The sequence below is a fragment of the Pseudomonas sp. NFACC04-2 genome, from assembly GCF_900119265.1.
GTDB lineage: Bacteria > Pseudomonadota > Gammaproteobacteria > Pseudomonadales > Pseudomonadaceae > Aquipseudomonas > Aquipseudomonas fluorescens_AA.
This window is the reverse complement of the sequence record NZ_FPJC01000022.1, coordinates 39,618-52,945: the sequence shown is the minus strand read 5'-3', so window position 1 is coordinate 52,945 and position 13,328 is coordinate 39,618. Positions and strand designations below refer to the sequence as shown.

Annotated in this window: 16 protein-coding genes; 6 read left to right on the top strand and 10 right to left on the bottom strand. The window is 61.3% G+C overall.

All coding sequences use genetic code 11. The features are described from left to right. Positions 1 to 49 precede the first annotated feature (49 nt). From hisC to BT125_RS23535, 10 genes are all read right to left on the bottom strand, one after another. On the bottom strand, positions 50 to 1,102 hold the full coding sequence (gene hisC, locus BT125_RS23580; protein ID WP_072410890.1) for a histidinol-phosphate transaminase: 1,053 nt from the start codon (positions 1,100 to 1,102) through the stop codon (positions 50 to 52). A 1-nt stretch (position 1,103) separates the two neighbouring features. After that, positions 1,104 to 2,441, bottom strand: coding sequence for a histidinol dehydrogenase (gene hisD, locus BT125_RS23575; RefSeq protein WP_072410888.1), 1,338 nt, complete (start codon positions 2,439 to 2,441; stop codon positions 1,104 to 1,106). A 123-nt stretch (positions 2,442 to 2,564) separates the two neighbouring features. Beyond that, positions 2,565 to 3,200: an ATP phosphoribosyltransferase gene (hisG, locus tag BT125_RS23570; protein ID WP_053178222.1), complete on the bottom strand. Its 636-nt coding sequence runs from the start codon at positions 3,198 to 3,200 to the stop codon at positions 2,565 to 2,567. 129 nt (positions 3,201 to 3,329) lie between these two features. Continuing rightward, positions 3,330 to 4,595 (bottom strand): UDP-N-acetylglucosamine 1-carboxyvinyltransferase, encoded by a 1,266-nt coding sequence (gene murA / locus BT125_RS23565; protein ID WP_018614024.1) that lies wholly within the window; start codon positions 4,593 to 4,595, stop codon positions 3,330 to 3,332. Positions 4,596 to 4,617: 22 nt separating this feature from the next. After that, positions 4,618 to 4,857: a BolA family protein gene (locus BT125_RS23560; protein ID WP_007953556.1), complete on the bottom strand. Its 240-nt coding sequence runs from the start codon at positions 4,855 to 4,857 to the stop codon at positions 4,618 to 4,620. Positions 4,858 to 4,971: 114 nt separating this feature from the next. Continuing rightward, positions 4,972 to 5,277, bottom strand: coding sequence for an STAS domain-containing protein (locus BT125_RS23555; RefSeq protein ID WP_072410951.1), 306 nt, complete (start codon positions 5,275 to 5,277; stop codon positions 4,972 to 4,974). Positions 5,278 to 5,285: 8 nt separating this feature from the next. Beyond that, on the bottom strand, positions 5,286 to 5,939 hold the full coding sequence (locus BT125_RS23550) for an MlaC/ttg2D family ABC transporter substrate-binding protein (protein WP_060739150.1): 654 nt from the start codon (positions 5,937 to 5,939) through the stop codon (positions 5,286 to 5,288). A 10-nt stretch (positions 5,940 to 5,949) separates the two neighbouring features. After that, a complete protein-coding gene (gene mlaD / locus BT125_RS23545) occupies positions 5,950 to 6,417 on the bottom strand; it encodes an outer membrane lipid asymmetry maintenance protein MlaD (RefSeq protein WP_003178020.1) in 468 nt (155 codons plus the stop codon). Further along, positions 6,417 to 7,214 carry a lipid asymmetry maintenance ABC transporter permease subunit MlaE gene (gene mlaE, locus BT125_RS23540; RefSeq protein ID WP_072410886.1) on the bottom strand — a complete coding sequence of 266 codons (798 nt, stop codon included), beginning with the start codon at positions 7,212 to 7,214 and terminating at the stop codon, positions 6,417 to 6,419. Before mlaE ends, mlaD begins: the two co-directional genes overlap by 1 nt. Beyond that, complete coding sequence (locus tag BT125_RS23535; protein ID WP_072410884.1) at positions 7,214 to 8,023, bottom strand: ATP-binding cassette domain-containing protein; 810 nt, start codon at positions 8,021 to 8,023, stop codon at positions 7,214 to 7,216. The genes mlaE and BT125_RS23535 overlap by 1 nt, the downstream gene beginning before the upstream one ends. A 273-nt stretch (positions 8,024 to 8,296) precedes the next feature. On the opposite strand from BT125_RS23535, the gene BT125_RS23530 reads away from it, so the two are divergent. The 6 genes from BT125_RS23530 (at position 8,297) to BT125_RS23505 (ending at position 13,288) form a co-directional block, all read left to right on the top strand. Continuing rightward, complete coding sequence (locus tag BT125_RS23530; protein WP_072410882.1) at positions 8,297 to 9,271, top strand: KpsF/GutQ family sugar-phosphate isomerase; 975 nt, start codon at positions 8,297 to 8,299, stop codon at positions 9,269 to 9,271. Then, positions 9,272 to 9,796: a KdsC family phosphatase gene (locus tag BT125_RS23525; protein WP_060739154.1), complete on the top strand. Its 525-nt coding sequence runs from the start codon at positions 9,272 to 9,274 to the stop codon at positions 9,794 to 9,796. A gap of 7 nt (positions 9,797 to 9,803) precedes the next feature. Continuing rightward, positions 9,804 to 10,373 (top strand): LPS export ABC transporter periplasmic protein LptC, encoded by a 570-nt coding sequence (gene lptC, locus BT125_RS23520; RefSeq protein WP_072410880.1) that lies wholly within the window; start codon positions 9,804 to 9,806, stop codon positions 10,371 to 10,373. Further along, positions 10,360 to 10,905 carry a lipopolysaccharide transport periplasmic protein LptA gene (lptA, locus tag BT125_RS23515; protein ID WP_072410878.1) on the top strand — a complete coding sequence of 182 codons (546 nt, stop codon included), beginning with the start codon at positions 10,360 to 10,362 and terminating at the stop codon, positions 10,903 to 10,905. The genes lptC and lptA overlap by 14 nt, the downstream gene beginning before the upstream one ends. Next, the gene (gene lptB / locus BT125_RS23510; protein WP_072410876.1) at positions 10,905 to 11,630 is read left to right on the top strand and encodes an LPS export ABC transporter ATP-binding protein; all 726 of its coding nucleotides are present in this window, start codon (positions 10,905 to 10,907) and stop codon (positions 11,628 to 11,630) included. Before lptA ends, lptB begins: the two co-directional genes overlap by 1 nt. 164 nt (positions 11,631 to 11,794) lie before the next feature. Next, positions 11,795 to 13,288, top strand: coding sequence for an RNA polymerase factor sigma-54 (locus BT125_RS23505; protein ID WP_072410874.1), 1,494 nt, complete (start codon positions 11,795 to 11,797; stop codon positions 13,286 to 13,288). The last annotated feature ends 40 nt before the right edge of the window (positions 13,289 to 13,328 follow it).

Below are 13,328 nucleotides of genomic sequence, written 5' to 3'. Positions count from 1 at the left end.
GCCAGTTCAGCCAACCTTGAAGTGACTGACACAACGCCAATGCAGGGTTTCAGAGTTCGCCGAGGGCTTCGATCAGGGCCTGGTTCTGCTCCGGTGTGCCAATGCTGATCCGCAGGAACTGGGCAATCCGCTCCTGCTTGAAGTGCCGCACGATCACCCCTTGCTCCCGCAGCTTCGCCGCCAACCCTGCCGCATCGTGCCGGGGGTGACGGGCGAAGATGAAGTTGGCCGCCGAGGGCAGCACTTCAAAACCCTTGGCTTCCAATTGGGCCACGACCCATTCACGGTGCTCGATGACTAACCGGCAAGTCCGGTCGAAATACTCGCGATCATCGAACGCCGCCGCGCCGCCGACGTTCGCCAGGCGATCCAGCGGGTAGGAGTTGAAGCTGTTCTTGATCCGCTCCAGCGCTTCGATCAAATCCGGATGGCCCACCGCCAGGCCCACCCGCAGCCCCGCCAGCGAGCGGGACTTGGACAATGTCTGTGTCACCAGCAGGTTCGGATAACGATCCACCAGGCTGATGGCCGTCTCGCCGCCGAAGTCGATGTAGGCCTCGTCGACCACCACCACCGAATCCGGGCTGGCCTTGAGGATCCGCTCGACCGCGTCCAACGCCAGCAGGCAGCCAGTCGGCGCGTTCGGGTTGGGGAAAATGATCCCGCCGTTCGGCTTGGCATAGTCCGCCGGGTCTATGCGGAATTGTTCATCCAGCGGCACTGCCTCGAACTGGATGCCATATAACCCGCAATACACCGGATAGAAGCTGTAGCTGATGTCTGGGAACAACAACGGCTGGTCGTGCTGCAACAGGCCGTGAAAGATGTGTGCCAGCACTTCATCCGAGCCATTACCCAGGAACACCTGGTTGCTCTGCACGCCGTAGTAGCGGGCCACGACGCCTTTGAGCAGGTCACTGTTGGGGTCCGGATACAGACGCAGATTGTCGTTCAGTTCGGTCTGCATCGCCGCCAAGGCCTTGGGCGATGGGCCGTAGGGGTTCTCGTTGGTGTTGAGCTTGACCAGGCGGGTCAACTTCGGCTGTTCGCCCGGCACGTAGGGCACCAGGTTCTTGACGAACGGGCTCCAGAATTTACTCATTTCAGTTCCCCTGCCCTTCTACGGAGTTCTCATCAAGAATGCGGTACTCGGCGCTGCGGGCGTGGGCGCTCAGCGATTCGCCACGGGCCAGCACCGAGGCGGTCTTGCCCAGCTCGGAAGCACCCTGCTCGGAGCAGAATATGATCGAGGAACGCTTCTGGAAGTCATACACCCCCAGCGGCGACGAAAAACGGGCGGTGCCGGAAGTCGGCAACACGTGGTTGGGCCCCGCGCAATAATCGCCCAGCGCCTCGCTGGTGTGGCGGCCCATGAAGATCGCGCCAGCGTGGCGGATCTGTGGCAGCCAGGCTTGCGGATCGGCAACCGACAACTCCAGGTGTTCCGGCGCGATGCGGTTGGCGACTTCGATGGCCTGTGCCATGTCATCGACCTTGATCAGCGCCCCACGGCCGTTGATCGAGGTGTTGATGATCTCGGCGCGGTCCATGGTCGGCAGCAGCTTGTCGATGCTGGCGGCAACCTTGTCGAGGAACTCGGCGTCCGGGCTGACCAGGATCGCCTGGGCGTCTTCGTCGTGCTCGGCCTGGGAAAACAGGTCCATGGCGATCCAGTCCGGATCGGTCTGGCCGTCGCACACCACGAGGATTTCCGAAGGGCCGGCGATCATGTCGATGCCCACCTGGCCAAACACGTGGCGCTTGGCGGTGGCGACATAGATATTGCCCGGCCCGACCACCTTGTCCACCCGTGGCACGCTTTCGGTGCCATAGGCCAGCGCAGCCACGGCCTGGGCGCCGCCGATGGTGAACACCCGGTCCACCCCAGCGATGCAGGCGGCAGCCAACACCAGTTCGTTGATTTCACCCCGCGGGGTCGGGACGACCATGACCACTTCGGTCACGCCGGCGACCTTGGCCGGAATGGCGTTCATCAGTACCGAGGAAGGATAGGACGCCTTGCCGCCCGGCACGTACAGGCCGGCCCGGTCCAGCGGCGTGACTTTCTGGCCCAGTACCGTGCCGTCGGCTTCGGTGTAGCTCCAGGAGTCCTGTTTTTGCCTTTCGTGATAATCACGCACTCGCGACGCGGCTTTTTCCAGGGCTTCGCGCTGGGGCACGGTGATCCGGGTCAGGGCCAGTTCCAGGCGCTCGCGCGGCAGGATCAGGTCGGCCATGGACGCCACTTGCAGGCCGTCGAATTTCTGGGTGAACTCCACCAGGGCGGCATCGCCACGCTCGCGCACAGCCTTGATGATGTCCAGCACCCGCTGATTGACCGAGTCGTCAGAAACGCTTTCCCAGCTCAGCAGATGGTCCAGATGATGTGCGAAATCCGGATCGGCAGCGTTGAGTCGGCGAATCGAAGTGGGAGCGGTCATGGCGAGGGCCTCATTAATGGCAAATGCTCAGGCGCCCTAAGCTACCAGTCCATTCGCGTGGGCACCTGAGAAAATTGGCTATGACACGGATAGACGGGCGCGACGCGAGGTCGCGCAGGTGAATCAGCCGCGGTGTCGCGATTCCACTGCCTTGCGCAGGGTATCGATCAAAGCCTGGATACGAGCATGCTGCATTTTCATGGATGCCTTGTTGACGATCAACCGGGAGGTGACGTCAGCGATGAAATCCTGGGGTTCCAGACCGTTGGCCCGCAGGGTATTGCCGGTGTCGACCACGTCGATGATCTTGTCCGCCAGGCCGATCAGCGGCGCCAGCTCCATCGAACCGTACAGCTTGATGATGTCGACCTGACGACCCTGCTCGGCGTAATAACGCTTGGCAATGTTGACGAACTTGGTCGCCACGCGCAAACGCCCCTTGGGCTCCGGCGCGCCGACTTTACCGGCGGTCATCAGCTTGCAACGGGCGATCTGCAGGTCCAGGGGCTCGTACAGGCCCTGGCCGCCGTATTCCATCAGCACGTCCTTGCCGGCAACACCCAGGTCGGCGGCACCATGTTCCACATAGGTCGGCACATCGGTGGCACGCACGATCAGCAAGCGCACGTCGGCCTGGGTCGTGGGGATGATCAGCTTGCGACTCTTGTCCGGATTCTCGGTCGGCACGATGCCCGCTTCAGCCAGAAGCGGCAGGGTGTCGTCAAGGATGCGGCCCTTGGACAGTGCGATGGTCAACATGGGAAACGTCAGTCCTTATCAAGGTACTCATGCCCGGTCGCAAGCGGCGCCGGACACACATCGAGGGTGAAACCACCCTCGACCTGAAACGAAATCAACGGGCACATCCGTGTGCCCATGCAGCCGGAACTAGCCCGGCACGCGGCGGATCTTGGCGCCAAGCATCTGCAGTTTCTCTTCGATGCACTCATAACCACGGTCGATGTGGTAGATGCGGTCGATCAGGGTATCGCCTTCGGCAACCAGGGCCGAGATGACCAGGCTGGCCGAGGCCCGCAGGTCGGTGGCCATGACTGGCGCGCCCTTGAGCTTCTCGGTGCCAGTGACGATGGCGGTGTTGCCTTCGACCTGGATCTTGGCGCCCATGCGATGCAGCTCGTAGACGTGCATGAAGCGGTTTTCGAAGATCGTCTCGATCACCGCGCCCGTGCCTTCGGCAATGGCGTTGAGGGAGATGAACTGCGCTTGCATGTCGGTCGGAAACGCCGGGTATGGAGCGGTCCGCACATTGACAGCCTTGGGCCGCTTGCCGTGCATGTTCACTTCGATCCAGTCTTCGCCGCAGGTGACTTCGGCACCGGCTTCCTTGAGTTTCTCCAGGACGGCTTCGAGGATGGTCGGATCGGTGTCCTTGACCTTGACGCGGCCACCGGTGACGGCAGCGGCCACCAGGTAGGTACCGGTTTCGATCCGATCCGGCATCACCTTGTAGGTGGCCGAATGCAGGCGCTCGACGCCATCGATGGTGATAGTGTCAGTGCCGGCACCGCTGATCTTGGCGCCCATGGCGATCAGGAAGTTCGCCAGGTCGACCACTTCAGGCTCGCGGGCCGCGTTTTGCAGCACGCTGCGGCCCTTGGCCAGTGCGGCGGCCATCATGATGTTCTCGGTACCGGTCACGCTGACGGTATCGAAGAAGAAGTGCGCGCCGCGCAAGCCGCCTTCCGGCGCCTTGGCCTTGATGTAGCCGCCTTCGACATCGATCACCGCACCCATGGCTTCCAGGCCGCGGATGTGCAGGTCCACCGGACGCGAGCCAATGGCGCAACCGCCAGGCAAGGCGACTTCGGCTTCACCGAAACGGGCGACCATCGGGCCCAGTACCAGGATCGACGCACGCATGGTCTTCACCAGCTCGTACGGGGCGATCAGGGTCTTGATGGTACGCGGGTCGATCTCGACGCTGAGCTTCTCGTCGATCACCGGCTCGATGCCCATGCGGCCGAACAGTTCGATCATCGTGGTGATGTCGTGCAGGTGCGGCAGGTTGGCCACGGTCACAGGACCATCGCACAGCAGGGTTGCGGCCAGGATGGGCAGGGCAGAGTTCTTTGCCCCGGAAATACGGATTTCGCCATCAAGACGAACGCCGCCGGTAATAATCAGTTTATCCATAAGAATCTCGAGGCCCTTGGGCTCAGGTGCGCTCGGCCCAGGCCGCGCTGCTGAAAAATTTCATCGTGACCGCGTGGATGCTGCCATCGGCAATCCATGGGTTCAAATGGGCATAGATGCTCTGCTGACGCTTCACTGGGCTCAATGCCGCCAGTTCATCGCTGATCACGTTCAGCTGGAAGTTGCAGCCTTCGCCTTCAACTTCCACCTGCGTACCAGGCAGCTTTCCTTCAAGGAAGCTCTTCACTTCTACAGCCTGCATGCTCAACCTCAATCGGCGCCCTGTGCGCGCGGGTCGCACATCATACAAAAAAGCCCCGCGCCTGCGAACCCCGCGAAGCAGGACTCTGACGGGGGGACTTTTCCAACAATGTGGTCAGGAGTGCGCCAACAGCTCGGTCAGCTCGCTGACCTGGGCTATTTCGCGCATGTCTTCGGGCATCCCACGGATGCTCCACGTTTTGCCGGCCGCCTTGGCGTCCCGCATGAAGCACAGCAGCAGCGACAAGCCGACACTGCTGGACTTCTGCACCGCCGAGCAGTCAATGACCACCTCGGCGGCACCGACGGACTTGATCAGCGCCTGGCCCTGCTTGCGCAAGGCCGGGCCGGTGCGGTAGTCCAGCACGCCACTGAGCAGCAGCTCACCCGCACCGCCCAGACGAACGGCCGACTCACTCACCGACTCGATCATTGTTCCTGCTTCTCTTTGGCTTCTTCGGTCACTTCCTTGGCCTTGGCGACTTCACCGGCCCAACCGTCGATAGTCTTGTCCAGATCGTTGCCGTTGCGCTGCATCGCGTCGGCGAACTGATCGCGGAACAGCTTGCCGATGTTGATGCCATTGATGATCACGTTGCGCACCTTCCACTCGCTGTTGATCTTCTCCAGCGTGTAGGAGACAGGGTAGACCGCGCCGTTGTTGCCCTTGACCTGCATGTCGACGCTGGTACGGGTGCCGCTTTCGTCCTTGGCCGGGGAAACGGTGATGCCCTGGTTGTTGTATTCCAGCAAGGCGTTGCCATAGAACTGCATCAGGCTGCGCTTGAAGTTCTCCTGGAAGCGGGTCATCTGCGCCGGGGTAGCCTTGCGCGAGTACTTGACGGTCATAATGCTCTTGGAGATGCCATCGGCGTCCACCACTGGGCCGACGATGCCGTTCAGCGCGTCATAGAACGCGCTGGGGTCTTGCTTGTACTTCTCTTTATTGGCGGCAAGGTCCGCCAACAGCCGGGTGGTCGTGTCCTGGATGATGTCATGGGCCGAAGGCGCGGCCACGGCGTTGGCCATCAACGGCAGCGCCGCGAGCAGCACCAACAGGCTACGTCGCAAGATAGAGATCATTCAAAGCTCCTCATTTGGCGTCTTTGCTAACGGTATTGAGCAGGAATTTACCGATCAGGTCCTCGAGCACCAGGGACGACTGCGTGTCATGGATGACGCCGCCGTCCTTGAGCACGGTGTCTTCCCCTCCCACGCTGATGCCGATGTATTTCTCGCCCAGCAGCCCGGCCGTGAGGATAGATGCAGTGGAGTCAGTCGGCAGGTTGTCCACGCGCTTTTCCAGCTGCAGCGTCACCCGACCGGTGAAATCCTCGCGGTTCAGATCGATTGCCGTGACCTTGCCGATGGTCACACCGGCCATGGTCACCTTGGCTCTGACCGTCAAACCGGCGATATTGTCGAAGTTGGCATAAAGTTTATAAGTATCGGTGCTTGCCGTCGGCGCCAGTCCACTGACCCGCAAGGCCAGCAGCAGCAAAGCCAGGATGCCAGCCAGCAAGAAAAGGCCGACACCGATTTCCAGGGTGCGGTTTTGCATCAGAAATCTCCAAACATCAAGGCGGTCAGAATAAAGTCAAGGCCCAGGACCGCCAGCGAGGCGTACACCACGGTCTTGGTTGTGGCACGGCTGATCCCCTCTGAAGTGGGCTCACAGTCATAGCCTTGGAACACGGCGATCCAGGTCACGACGAACGCGAACACGGCACTTTTGATCACACCATTGAGGACATCGTCGAGGAAGTCGACGCTGTTCTGCATGTTGGCCCAGTAGGATCCCTCATAGACCCCCAGCCAGTCGACGGCCACCCAGGAACCGCCCCAGATCCCCACGACGCTGAAAATCATCGCCAGCACCGGCAGGGAAATGAAGCCGGCCCACAGGCGCGGGGCAATGATGTACTTGAGCGGGTCGACACCGATCATTTCCAGGCTGGACAGCTGCTCGGTGGATTTCATGTTACCGATTTCAGCCGTCAGCGCCGAACCGGCCCGCCCGGCGAACAGCAGCGCAGTTACCACGGGGCCGAGCTCACGCAGCAGCGTCAGGGCGACCATCTGCCCGACGGCCTGCTCCGAACCGTAGCTGGACAAAATGCTGAAGCCCTGCAGCGCCAATACCATGCCGATGAAGATCCCGGAGACCACGATGATCACCAGGGACATCACGCCCACCGAGTGCAACTGCTTGATCAGCAGGCCAAAGCCGCCGCCCGTCGCGCTGCGGCCGAGCAAGGCGTGCATCAGGAACAGCGAGGAACGGCCCAGCACCGCCACCACATCGATGCCGGAGCGACCGAACAGACGAATTCTTTCCAACAGTGATTTCTTGCGCATCAGCGCTTCCCCAGCAGATCGGTACGGTAATCCGTGGCCGGAAAATGGAACGCCACGGGCCCGTCCGGATCACCCTTCATGAATTGGCGAATACGCGGGCTGTCCGAATCCGCCAGTTCCTGCGGCGTGCCCTGCCCCAGCACCTGGCCATCGCCGACCACATAGATGTAGTCGGCAATGCTGGCGGTTTCGGCCAGGTCATGGGAAACCACGATACTGGTGATGCCCAGCGCATCGTTGAGCAGGCGGATCAGGCGCACGAGCACACCCATGGCGATCGGGTCCTGGCCGACGAAGGGTTCGTCGTACATGAGGATCTTCGGATCGAGGGCAATCGCCCGCGCCAGCGCGACCCGCCGCTTCATGCCGCCGGACAGCTCGTCCGGCATCAGGTCGATGGCGCCACGCAGCCCGACGGCCTGCAACTTGAGCAGGACGATGTCGCGGATCATCTCTTCCGGCAGGTCGGTATGGACCCGTAGCGGAAACGCCACGTTCTCGAACACATCGAGGTCGGTGAACAGCGCGCCGCTCTGGAACAGCACGCCCATGTGCTTGCGCGCATCGAACAGGTCGCTGCGAGACAATTGGGGAAGATTCTGGCCATTGACCCAGACTTCGCCGGCGCTGGGACGCAACTGCGCGCCCATCAGCCGCAGCAGCGTGGTCTTGCCACACCCGGAGGGTCCCATGATGCCGGTGACCTTGCCCCGAGGTATGCGAATATCGATGTCATTGAAAATGCTGCGCGTCCCTCGCTTGAAGGACAGTCCCTTCAGCTCGACCGCGTAGGCGTTGTCGGCACTCATCTAAACTCCTTGCGATGCAGCCTCACATTCGAATGCCCTGAGCAGCCGACAAGCGCCGGTACCGCCGGGCACGCGAACCGGCGGCGAACTATATCACTGCAACAGCCAAGCGCCCAAGGCCAACGCCCCGCCCGTTAAGCCTGGCTTAAGGTAAAAGCCACATTTTATGTCAAACGTTGCGGCCCCTTGAACAAAGCATGACGAACTTACGTGAGGGAATTGTTCATTACCGCTATAATCGCCGCCTTTTCATCGGGCTATACGATTTCAGACATGAGCCAATCCAGCGACCTGATTCAATCGGCACAACGTACCATCCGCCTCGAGCTCGAAGCCGTGCAAGGCTTGCTGCCCCATATCGACGCTGATTTCGTACGCGCCTGCGAGATGATTCTGGCCAGCAAGGGCCGCGTGGTCGTGGTCGGCATGGGCAAGTCCGGGCACATCGGCAACAAGATCGCCGCCACCCTCGCCAGCACCGGCACCACGGCCTTTTTCGTCCATCCGGCCGAAGCCAGCCATGGGGACATGGGCATGATCACCCGGGACGACATCATCCTGGCCCTGTCCAACTCCGGCTCCACCAACGAGATCATCACCCTGCTGCCGCTGATCAAGCGCCTGGGCATCCAGTTGATCAGCGTGACCGGCAACCCCGATTCGCCGCTGGCCAAGGCCGCCGAAGTGAACCTCAATGTCAATGTCGAACACGAAGCCTGCCCGTTGAACCTGGCACCGACCTCCTCCACCACCGCAGCCCTGGTCATGGGCGATGCCCTGGCCGTGGCGCTGCTGGAAGCCCGGGGCTTCACCGCGGAAGATTTCGCCTTTTCCCATCCCGGTGGCGCCCTCGGCCGTCGCCTGCTGCTGAAAGTCGAAAACGTGATGCACGCCGGCCAGGAACTGCCGCAGGTCATGCGCGGCACGCTGCTCAAGGACGCGCTCATGGAAATGACCCGCAAGGGGCTGGGCATGACGGTGGTCCTGGAGGCCGACGGCAAGCTTGCCGGGATCTTTACCGACGGCGACCTGCGCCGCACCCTGGACCGCACCATCGACATCCACAGCGCGACCATCGAGCAGGTCATGACCCCCCACGGCAAGACCGCCCGCGCCGAGATGCTCGCCGCCGAGGCCCTGAAAATCATGGAAGACCACAAGATCAGCGCCCTGGTAGTCGTCGATGACGAAGACCGTCCGGTGGGCGCTCTGAACATGCACGATTTGCTGCGTGCGGGAGTCATGTAAATGAACACAGACCTGTTGCAACGTGGCAAAGCCATCAAGCTGGCCGTGTTCGATGTGGACGGCGTGCTGACCGACGGTCGCCTGTACTTCCTCGAAGACGGCAGTGAATTCAAGACCTTCAACACCCTCGACGGCCAAGGCATCAAGATGTTGATGGCCGCCGGCGTACAGACCGCTATCATCAGCGGCCGCAAGACCCCGGTGGTCGAACGGCGTGCGAAGAACCTCGGCATCCCGCACCTTTACCAAGGGCGCGAAGACAAACTGGTGGTGCTGGACGAACTTCTGGGTCAACTCAACCTAAGCTATGAACAGGTGGCCTACCTCGGTGACGACCTGCCAGACCTGCCGGTGATTCGCCGGGTCGGCCTGGGCATGGCGGTCGCCAACGCGGCCAGCTTCGTCCGCGAGCATGCCCACGGCATCACCACGGCGCGAGGCGGCGAAGGTGCGGCACGCGAATTCTGTGAACTGATCCTGCGCGCCCAGGGCCGCCTCGAAGCGGCCAACGCCGCGTACCTGTGAGCCATTTATGCTGAGCAAAAAGATTCGCACCATTGTGGTGTTTGCCTGTATCGCGGCGATTTTCGCCGCGGTGGGCTATTGGAACATCAGCCCCGAACGGTTTCTCGACCGGCCTGCGGCCCAGGTCGAGGAACGGATCGACTGGTACGCGACCAACACCCATACCCTGCAGTACTTGCCCGACGGCAAAGTGCAATATGAGATGACGGCCGACAAGGTTGACCACGTAAAGGCCACTGACATTACGCTGGTCACCAAGCCGGACCTGAACATGTTCCGCGGCACCGAATTCCCGTGGCACGTGCAGAGCGAGCACGCCGAAGTCAATTCCGGCGGCACTGAAGTGGAACTGATCGACTCGGTACGCGTCGCCCGAACCGACGAGAAAAACCGCACGACCATCATCACCAGCACACGCATGACCGTGTTCCCACAGCAAGAATATGCGCAGACCGAGCAACCCGTTAGAATCGACGGCGCCGGGGGTGTATCGACCGGCACGGGAATGAAAGCGTATTTGAAGGAAAGCAGGATACACCTGCTATCGAACGTAAGAGGACAGTATGAAGCTCGCTAAAACCCTCCCTATTTTGCTCAGTCTGGGCGCAGCACTGGGAAGCGCGAGCGCCTGGGCTCTTCCCGACGATCGCAACCAACCGATCCGCATCCAGGCCGATGACGCCCAACTCGACGACAAGAATGGCGTCGCCACCTATAAAGGCGACGTGATCATCACCCAGGGCTCGATGAAGGTCACCGGCAACACCGTGACCATCACCCGCACCCAGTCCGGCGACATCGACGTGGTGACCTCGGTGGGCAATCTGGCTTACTTCGAGCAGATGCAGACTGCGGGCGACACCAAGCCAGTACAGGGCTACGGGGTGACCATCCAATACCACGCCTCCCAGGATCGCGTGGTCCTGATCGACCGCGCCAAGGTCGTCGACAAGGACAACAACGTCACCCAGGGCGAGAAAATCGTCTACGACACCAACAAGAAACTCGCCAGCGCCGGCCGCGCCACCGGCAGCAAGGTGACCGAGCAGCGTCCGCGGATCGATATGGTGATCCAGCCTAAAAAGAAAACCGAGCAGAAGGCCCAGTAATGGCAACTCTGAAAGCCCAGCACTTGGCCAAGAGCTACAAGGGCCGGCAAGTCGTGCGTGATGTCAGCCTGTCCATCGACAGCGGCCAGATCGTCGGTCTGCTCGGACCCAATGGCGCGGGCAAGACCACCTGCTTCTATATGATCGTCGGCCTGGTCCAGGCCGATCAGGGTCGCGTGCTGATCGACGACCTGGATGTCAGCCACCAGCCGATGCACGGCCGGGCGAAGGCCGGGATCGGCTATTTGCCGCAAGAAGCGTCGATCTTCCGCAAACTGTCGGTTGCCGACAACATCATGGCGATCCTCGAGACCCGCAAGGAACTCGACAAGGCCGGTCGTCGCCAGGAACTGGAAAGCCTTCTGCAGGAATTCCACATCAGCCACATTCGCGACAACCTGGGCATGAGCCTGTCGGGTGGCGAACGGCGCCGTGTGGAAATCGCCCGCGCGCTGGCCACCGCACCGAAGTTCATCCTGCTCGACGAACCGTTCGCCGGTGTGGACCCGATCTCGGTGGGCGACATCAAGCAGATCATCCATCACCTCAAGGCCAAGGGCATCGGCGTGCTGATCACCGACCACAACGTGCGCGAGACCTTGGATATCTGCGAAACCGCCTACATTGTCAATGACGGCCAACTGATCGCCGAAGGTGACTCCGCCGCGATCCTGGCCAACGACCTGGTCAAGGAAGTGTACCTGGGCCATGAGTTCCGTCTGTAAGCACACGTGTCTGGCGAATTGCCCGGGCGTCGTTTAATTTTATTATGGCGACGCTCTAGGCAAACACTTCAGTTTCAGGCATATAATTTGCTTAAGTTTGGCGCTCTGGCGCCCTGTAGTGGATGGCGCATGTGCGCCGGCGAATAAGGTGTTAAGCCCCTGCCATGAAACCATCGCTAGTCTTGAGAATGGGCCAGCAGCTGACGATGACACCGCAGCTGCAACAGGCCATCCGCCTGCTCCAATTGTCGACCCTGGACCTGCAGCAGGAAATCCAGGAGGCCCTGGAGTCCAATCCGATGCTCGAACGCCAGGAAGAAGGCGACGACTTCGATAACACCGACCCGCTGGCCGACAACGTCGAGCAGAAGACCAACACCGAGATCCCGGAACCGTCCTACCAGGAAGCCGCCCCGACGGTGGATAACCTCGAGGATGGCGAGTGGAACGAGCGCATCCCCAACGAGCTGCCCGTGGACACGGCCTGGGAAGATGTCTACCAGACCAGCGCCAGCAACCTGCCCAGCAGCGATGACGACGAGTGGGACTTCACCACCCGCACCTCGGCCGGCGAAAGCCTGCAAAGCCACCTGCTGTGGCAACTGAACCTGGCGCCGATGTCCGACACCGATCGCCTGATCGCGGTAACCCTGATCGACTGCATCAACAACCAGGGCTACCTGGACGAGACCCTCGAAGAAATCCTCGAAGCCTTCGACCCCGAGCTCGACATCGAGCTGGACGAGATCGAAGCCGTCCTCCATCGCATCCAGCAATTCGAACCGGCCGGCATCGGCGCCCGCAACCTGGGCGAGTGCCTGTTGCTGCAACTGCGCCAGTTGCCTGCCAAGACGCCATGGCTGGCCGAAGCCAAGCGTTTGGTCACCGATTACATCGACCTGCTGGGCGGTCGCGACTACAGCCAGTTGATGCGTCGCATGAAGCTCAAGGAAGATGAGCTGCGCCAGGTCATCGAGCTGGTCCAGAGCCTCAACCCGCGCCCCGGCTCGCAGATCGAATCCACTGAGCCTGAGTACGTGGTGCCCGACGTGATCGTGCGCAAGCACAACGATCGCTGGCTGGTGGAGCTCAACCAGGAGTCGGTGCCCAAGCTGCGGGTCAACGCCCAGTACGCCGGCTTCGTCAAGCGCGCCGACACCAGCGCCGACAACACCTTCATGCGCAACCAGTTGCAGGAAGCCCGCTGGTTCATCAAGAGCCTGCAAAGCCGCAACGAAACCCTGATGAAGGTGGCCACCCAGATCGTCGAGCATCAGCGCGGCTTCCTGGAGTACGGCGACGAAGCGATGAAACCGTTGGTCCTGCATGACATTGCCGAGGCGGTGGGCATGCACGAGTCGACGATTTCCCGGGTGACCACCCAGAAATTCATGCATACCCCCCGGGGCATCTATGAATTGAAATACTTTTTCTCCAGCCATGTCAGCACCTCCGAAGGCGGCGAATGCTCGTCCACGGCCATCCGCGCGATCATCAAAAAACTGGTGGCCGCGGAAAATCAGAAAAAGCCGTTGAGTGACAGCAAGATCGCTGGTTTACTGGAGGCACAAGGCATTCAGGTGGCCCGCCGTACCGTCGCCAAATACCGCGAATCCCTCGGGATCGCGCCTTCGAGCGAACGCAAGCGGTTGATGTAACAGGCCACGCCACAGCGTTCCAGTGGCAGGCATTTCTGCC

What these genes read in the sequence shown, in the direction of transcription:
- BT125_RS23535 (WP_072410884.1), bottom strand. Translation starts at nt 8,023, where the DNA reads ATGAGTGCCGACAACGCCTACGCGGTCGAGCTGAAGGGACTGTCCTTC.
- mlaE (WP_072410886.1), bottom strand. Translation starts at nt 7,214, where the DNA reads ATGCGCAAGAAATCACTGTTGGAAAGAATTCGTCTGTTCGGTCGCTCC.
- mlaD (WP_003178020.1), bottom strand. Translation starts at nt 6,417, where the DNA reads ATGCAAAACCGCACCCTGGAAATCGGTGTCGGCCTTTTCTTGCTGGCT.
- lptB (WP_072410876.1), top strand. Translation starts at nt 10,905, where the DNA reads ATGGCAACTCTGAAAGCCCAGCACTTGGCCAAGAGCTACAAGGGCCGG.
- BT125_RS23550 (WP_060739150.1), bottom strand. Translation starts at nt 5,939, where the DNA reads ATGATCTCTATCTTGCGACGTAGCCTGTTGGTGCTGCTCGCGGCGCTG.
- lptA (WP_072410878.1), top strand. Translation starts at nt 10,360, where the DNA reads ATGAAGCTCGCTAAAACCCTCCCTATTTTGCTCAGTCTGGGCGCAGCA.
- hisC (WP_072410890.1), bottom strand. Translation starts at nt 1,102, where the DNA reads ATGAGTAAATTCTGGAGCCCGTTCGTCAAGAACCTGGTGCCCTACGTG.
- hisG (WP_053178222.1), bottom strand. Translation starts at nt 3,200, where the DNA reads ATGTTGACCATCGCACTGTCCAAGGGCCGCATCCTTGACGACACCCTG.
- murA (WP_018614024.1), bottom strand. Translation starts at nt 4,595, where the DNA reads ATGGATAAACTGATTATTACCGGCGGCGTTCGTCTTGATGGCGAAATC.
- lptC (WP_072410880.1), top strand. Translation starts at nt 9,804, where the DNA reads ATGCTGAGCAAAAAGATTCGCACCATTGTGGTGTTTGCCTGTATCGCG.
- BT125_RS23525 (WP_060739154.1), top strand. Translation starts at nt 9,272, where the DNA reads ATGAACACAGACCTGTTGCAACGTGGCAAAGCCATCAAGCTGGCCGTG.
- BT125_RS23530 (WP_072410882.1), top strand. Translation starts at nt 8,297, where the DNA reads ATGAGCCAATCCAGCGACCTGATTCAATCGGCACAACGTACCATCCGC.
- hisD (WP_072410888.1), bottom strand. Translation starts at nt 2,441, where the DNA reads ATGACCGCTCCCACTTCGATTCGCCGACTCAACGCTGCCGATCCGGAT.
- BT125_RS23505 (WP_072410874.1), top strand. Translation starts at nt 11,795, where the DNA reads ATGAAACCATCGCTAGTCTTGAGAATGGGCCAGCAGCTGACGATGACA.
- BT125_RS23560 (WP_007953556.1), bottom strand. Translation starts at nt 4,857, where the DNA reads ATGCAGGCTGTAGAAGTGAAGAGCTTCCTTGAAGGAAAGCTGCCTGGT.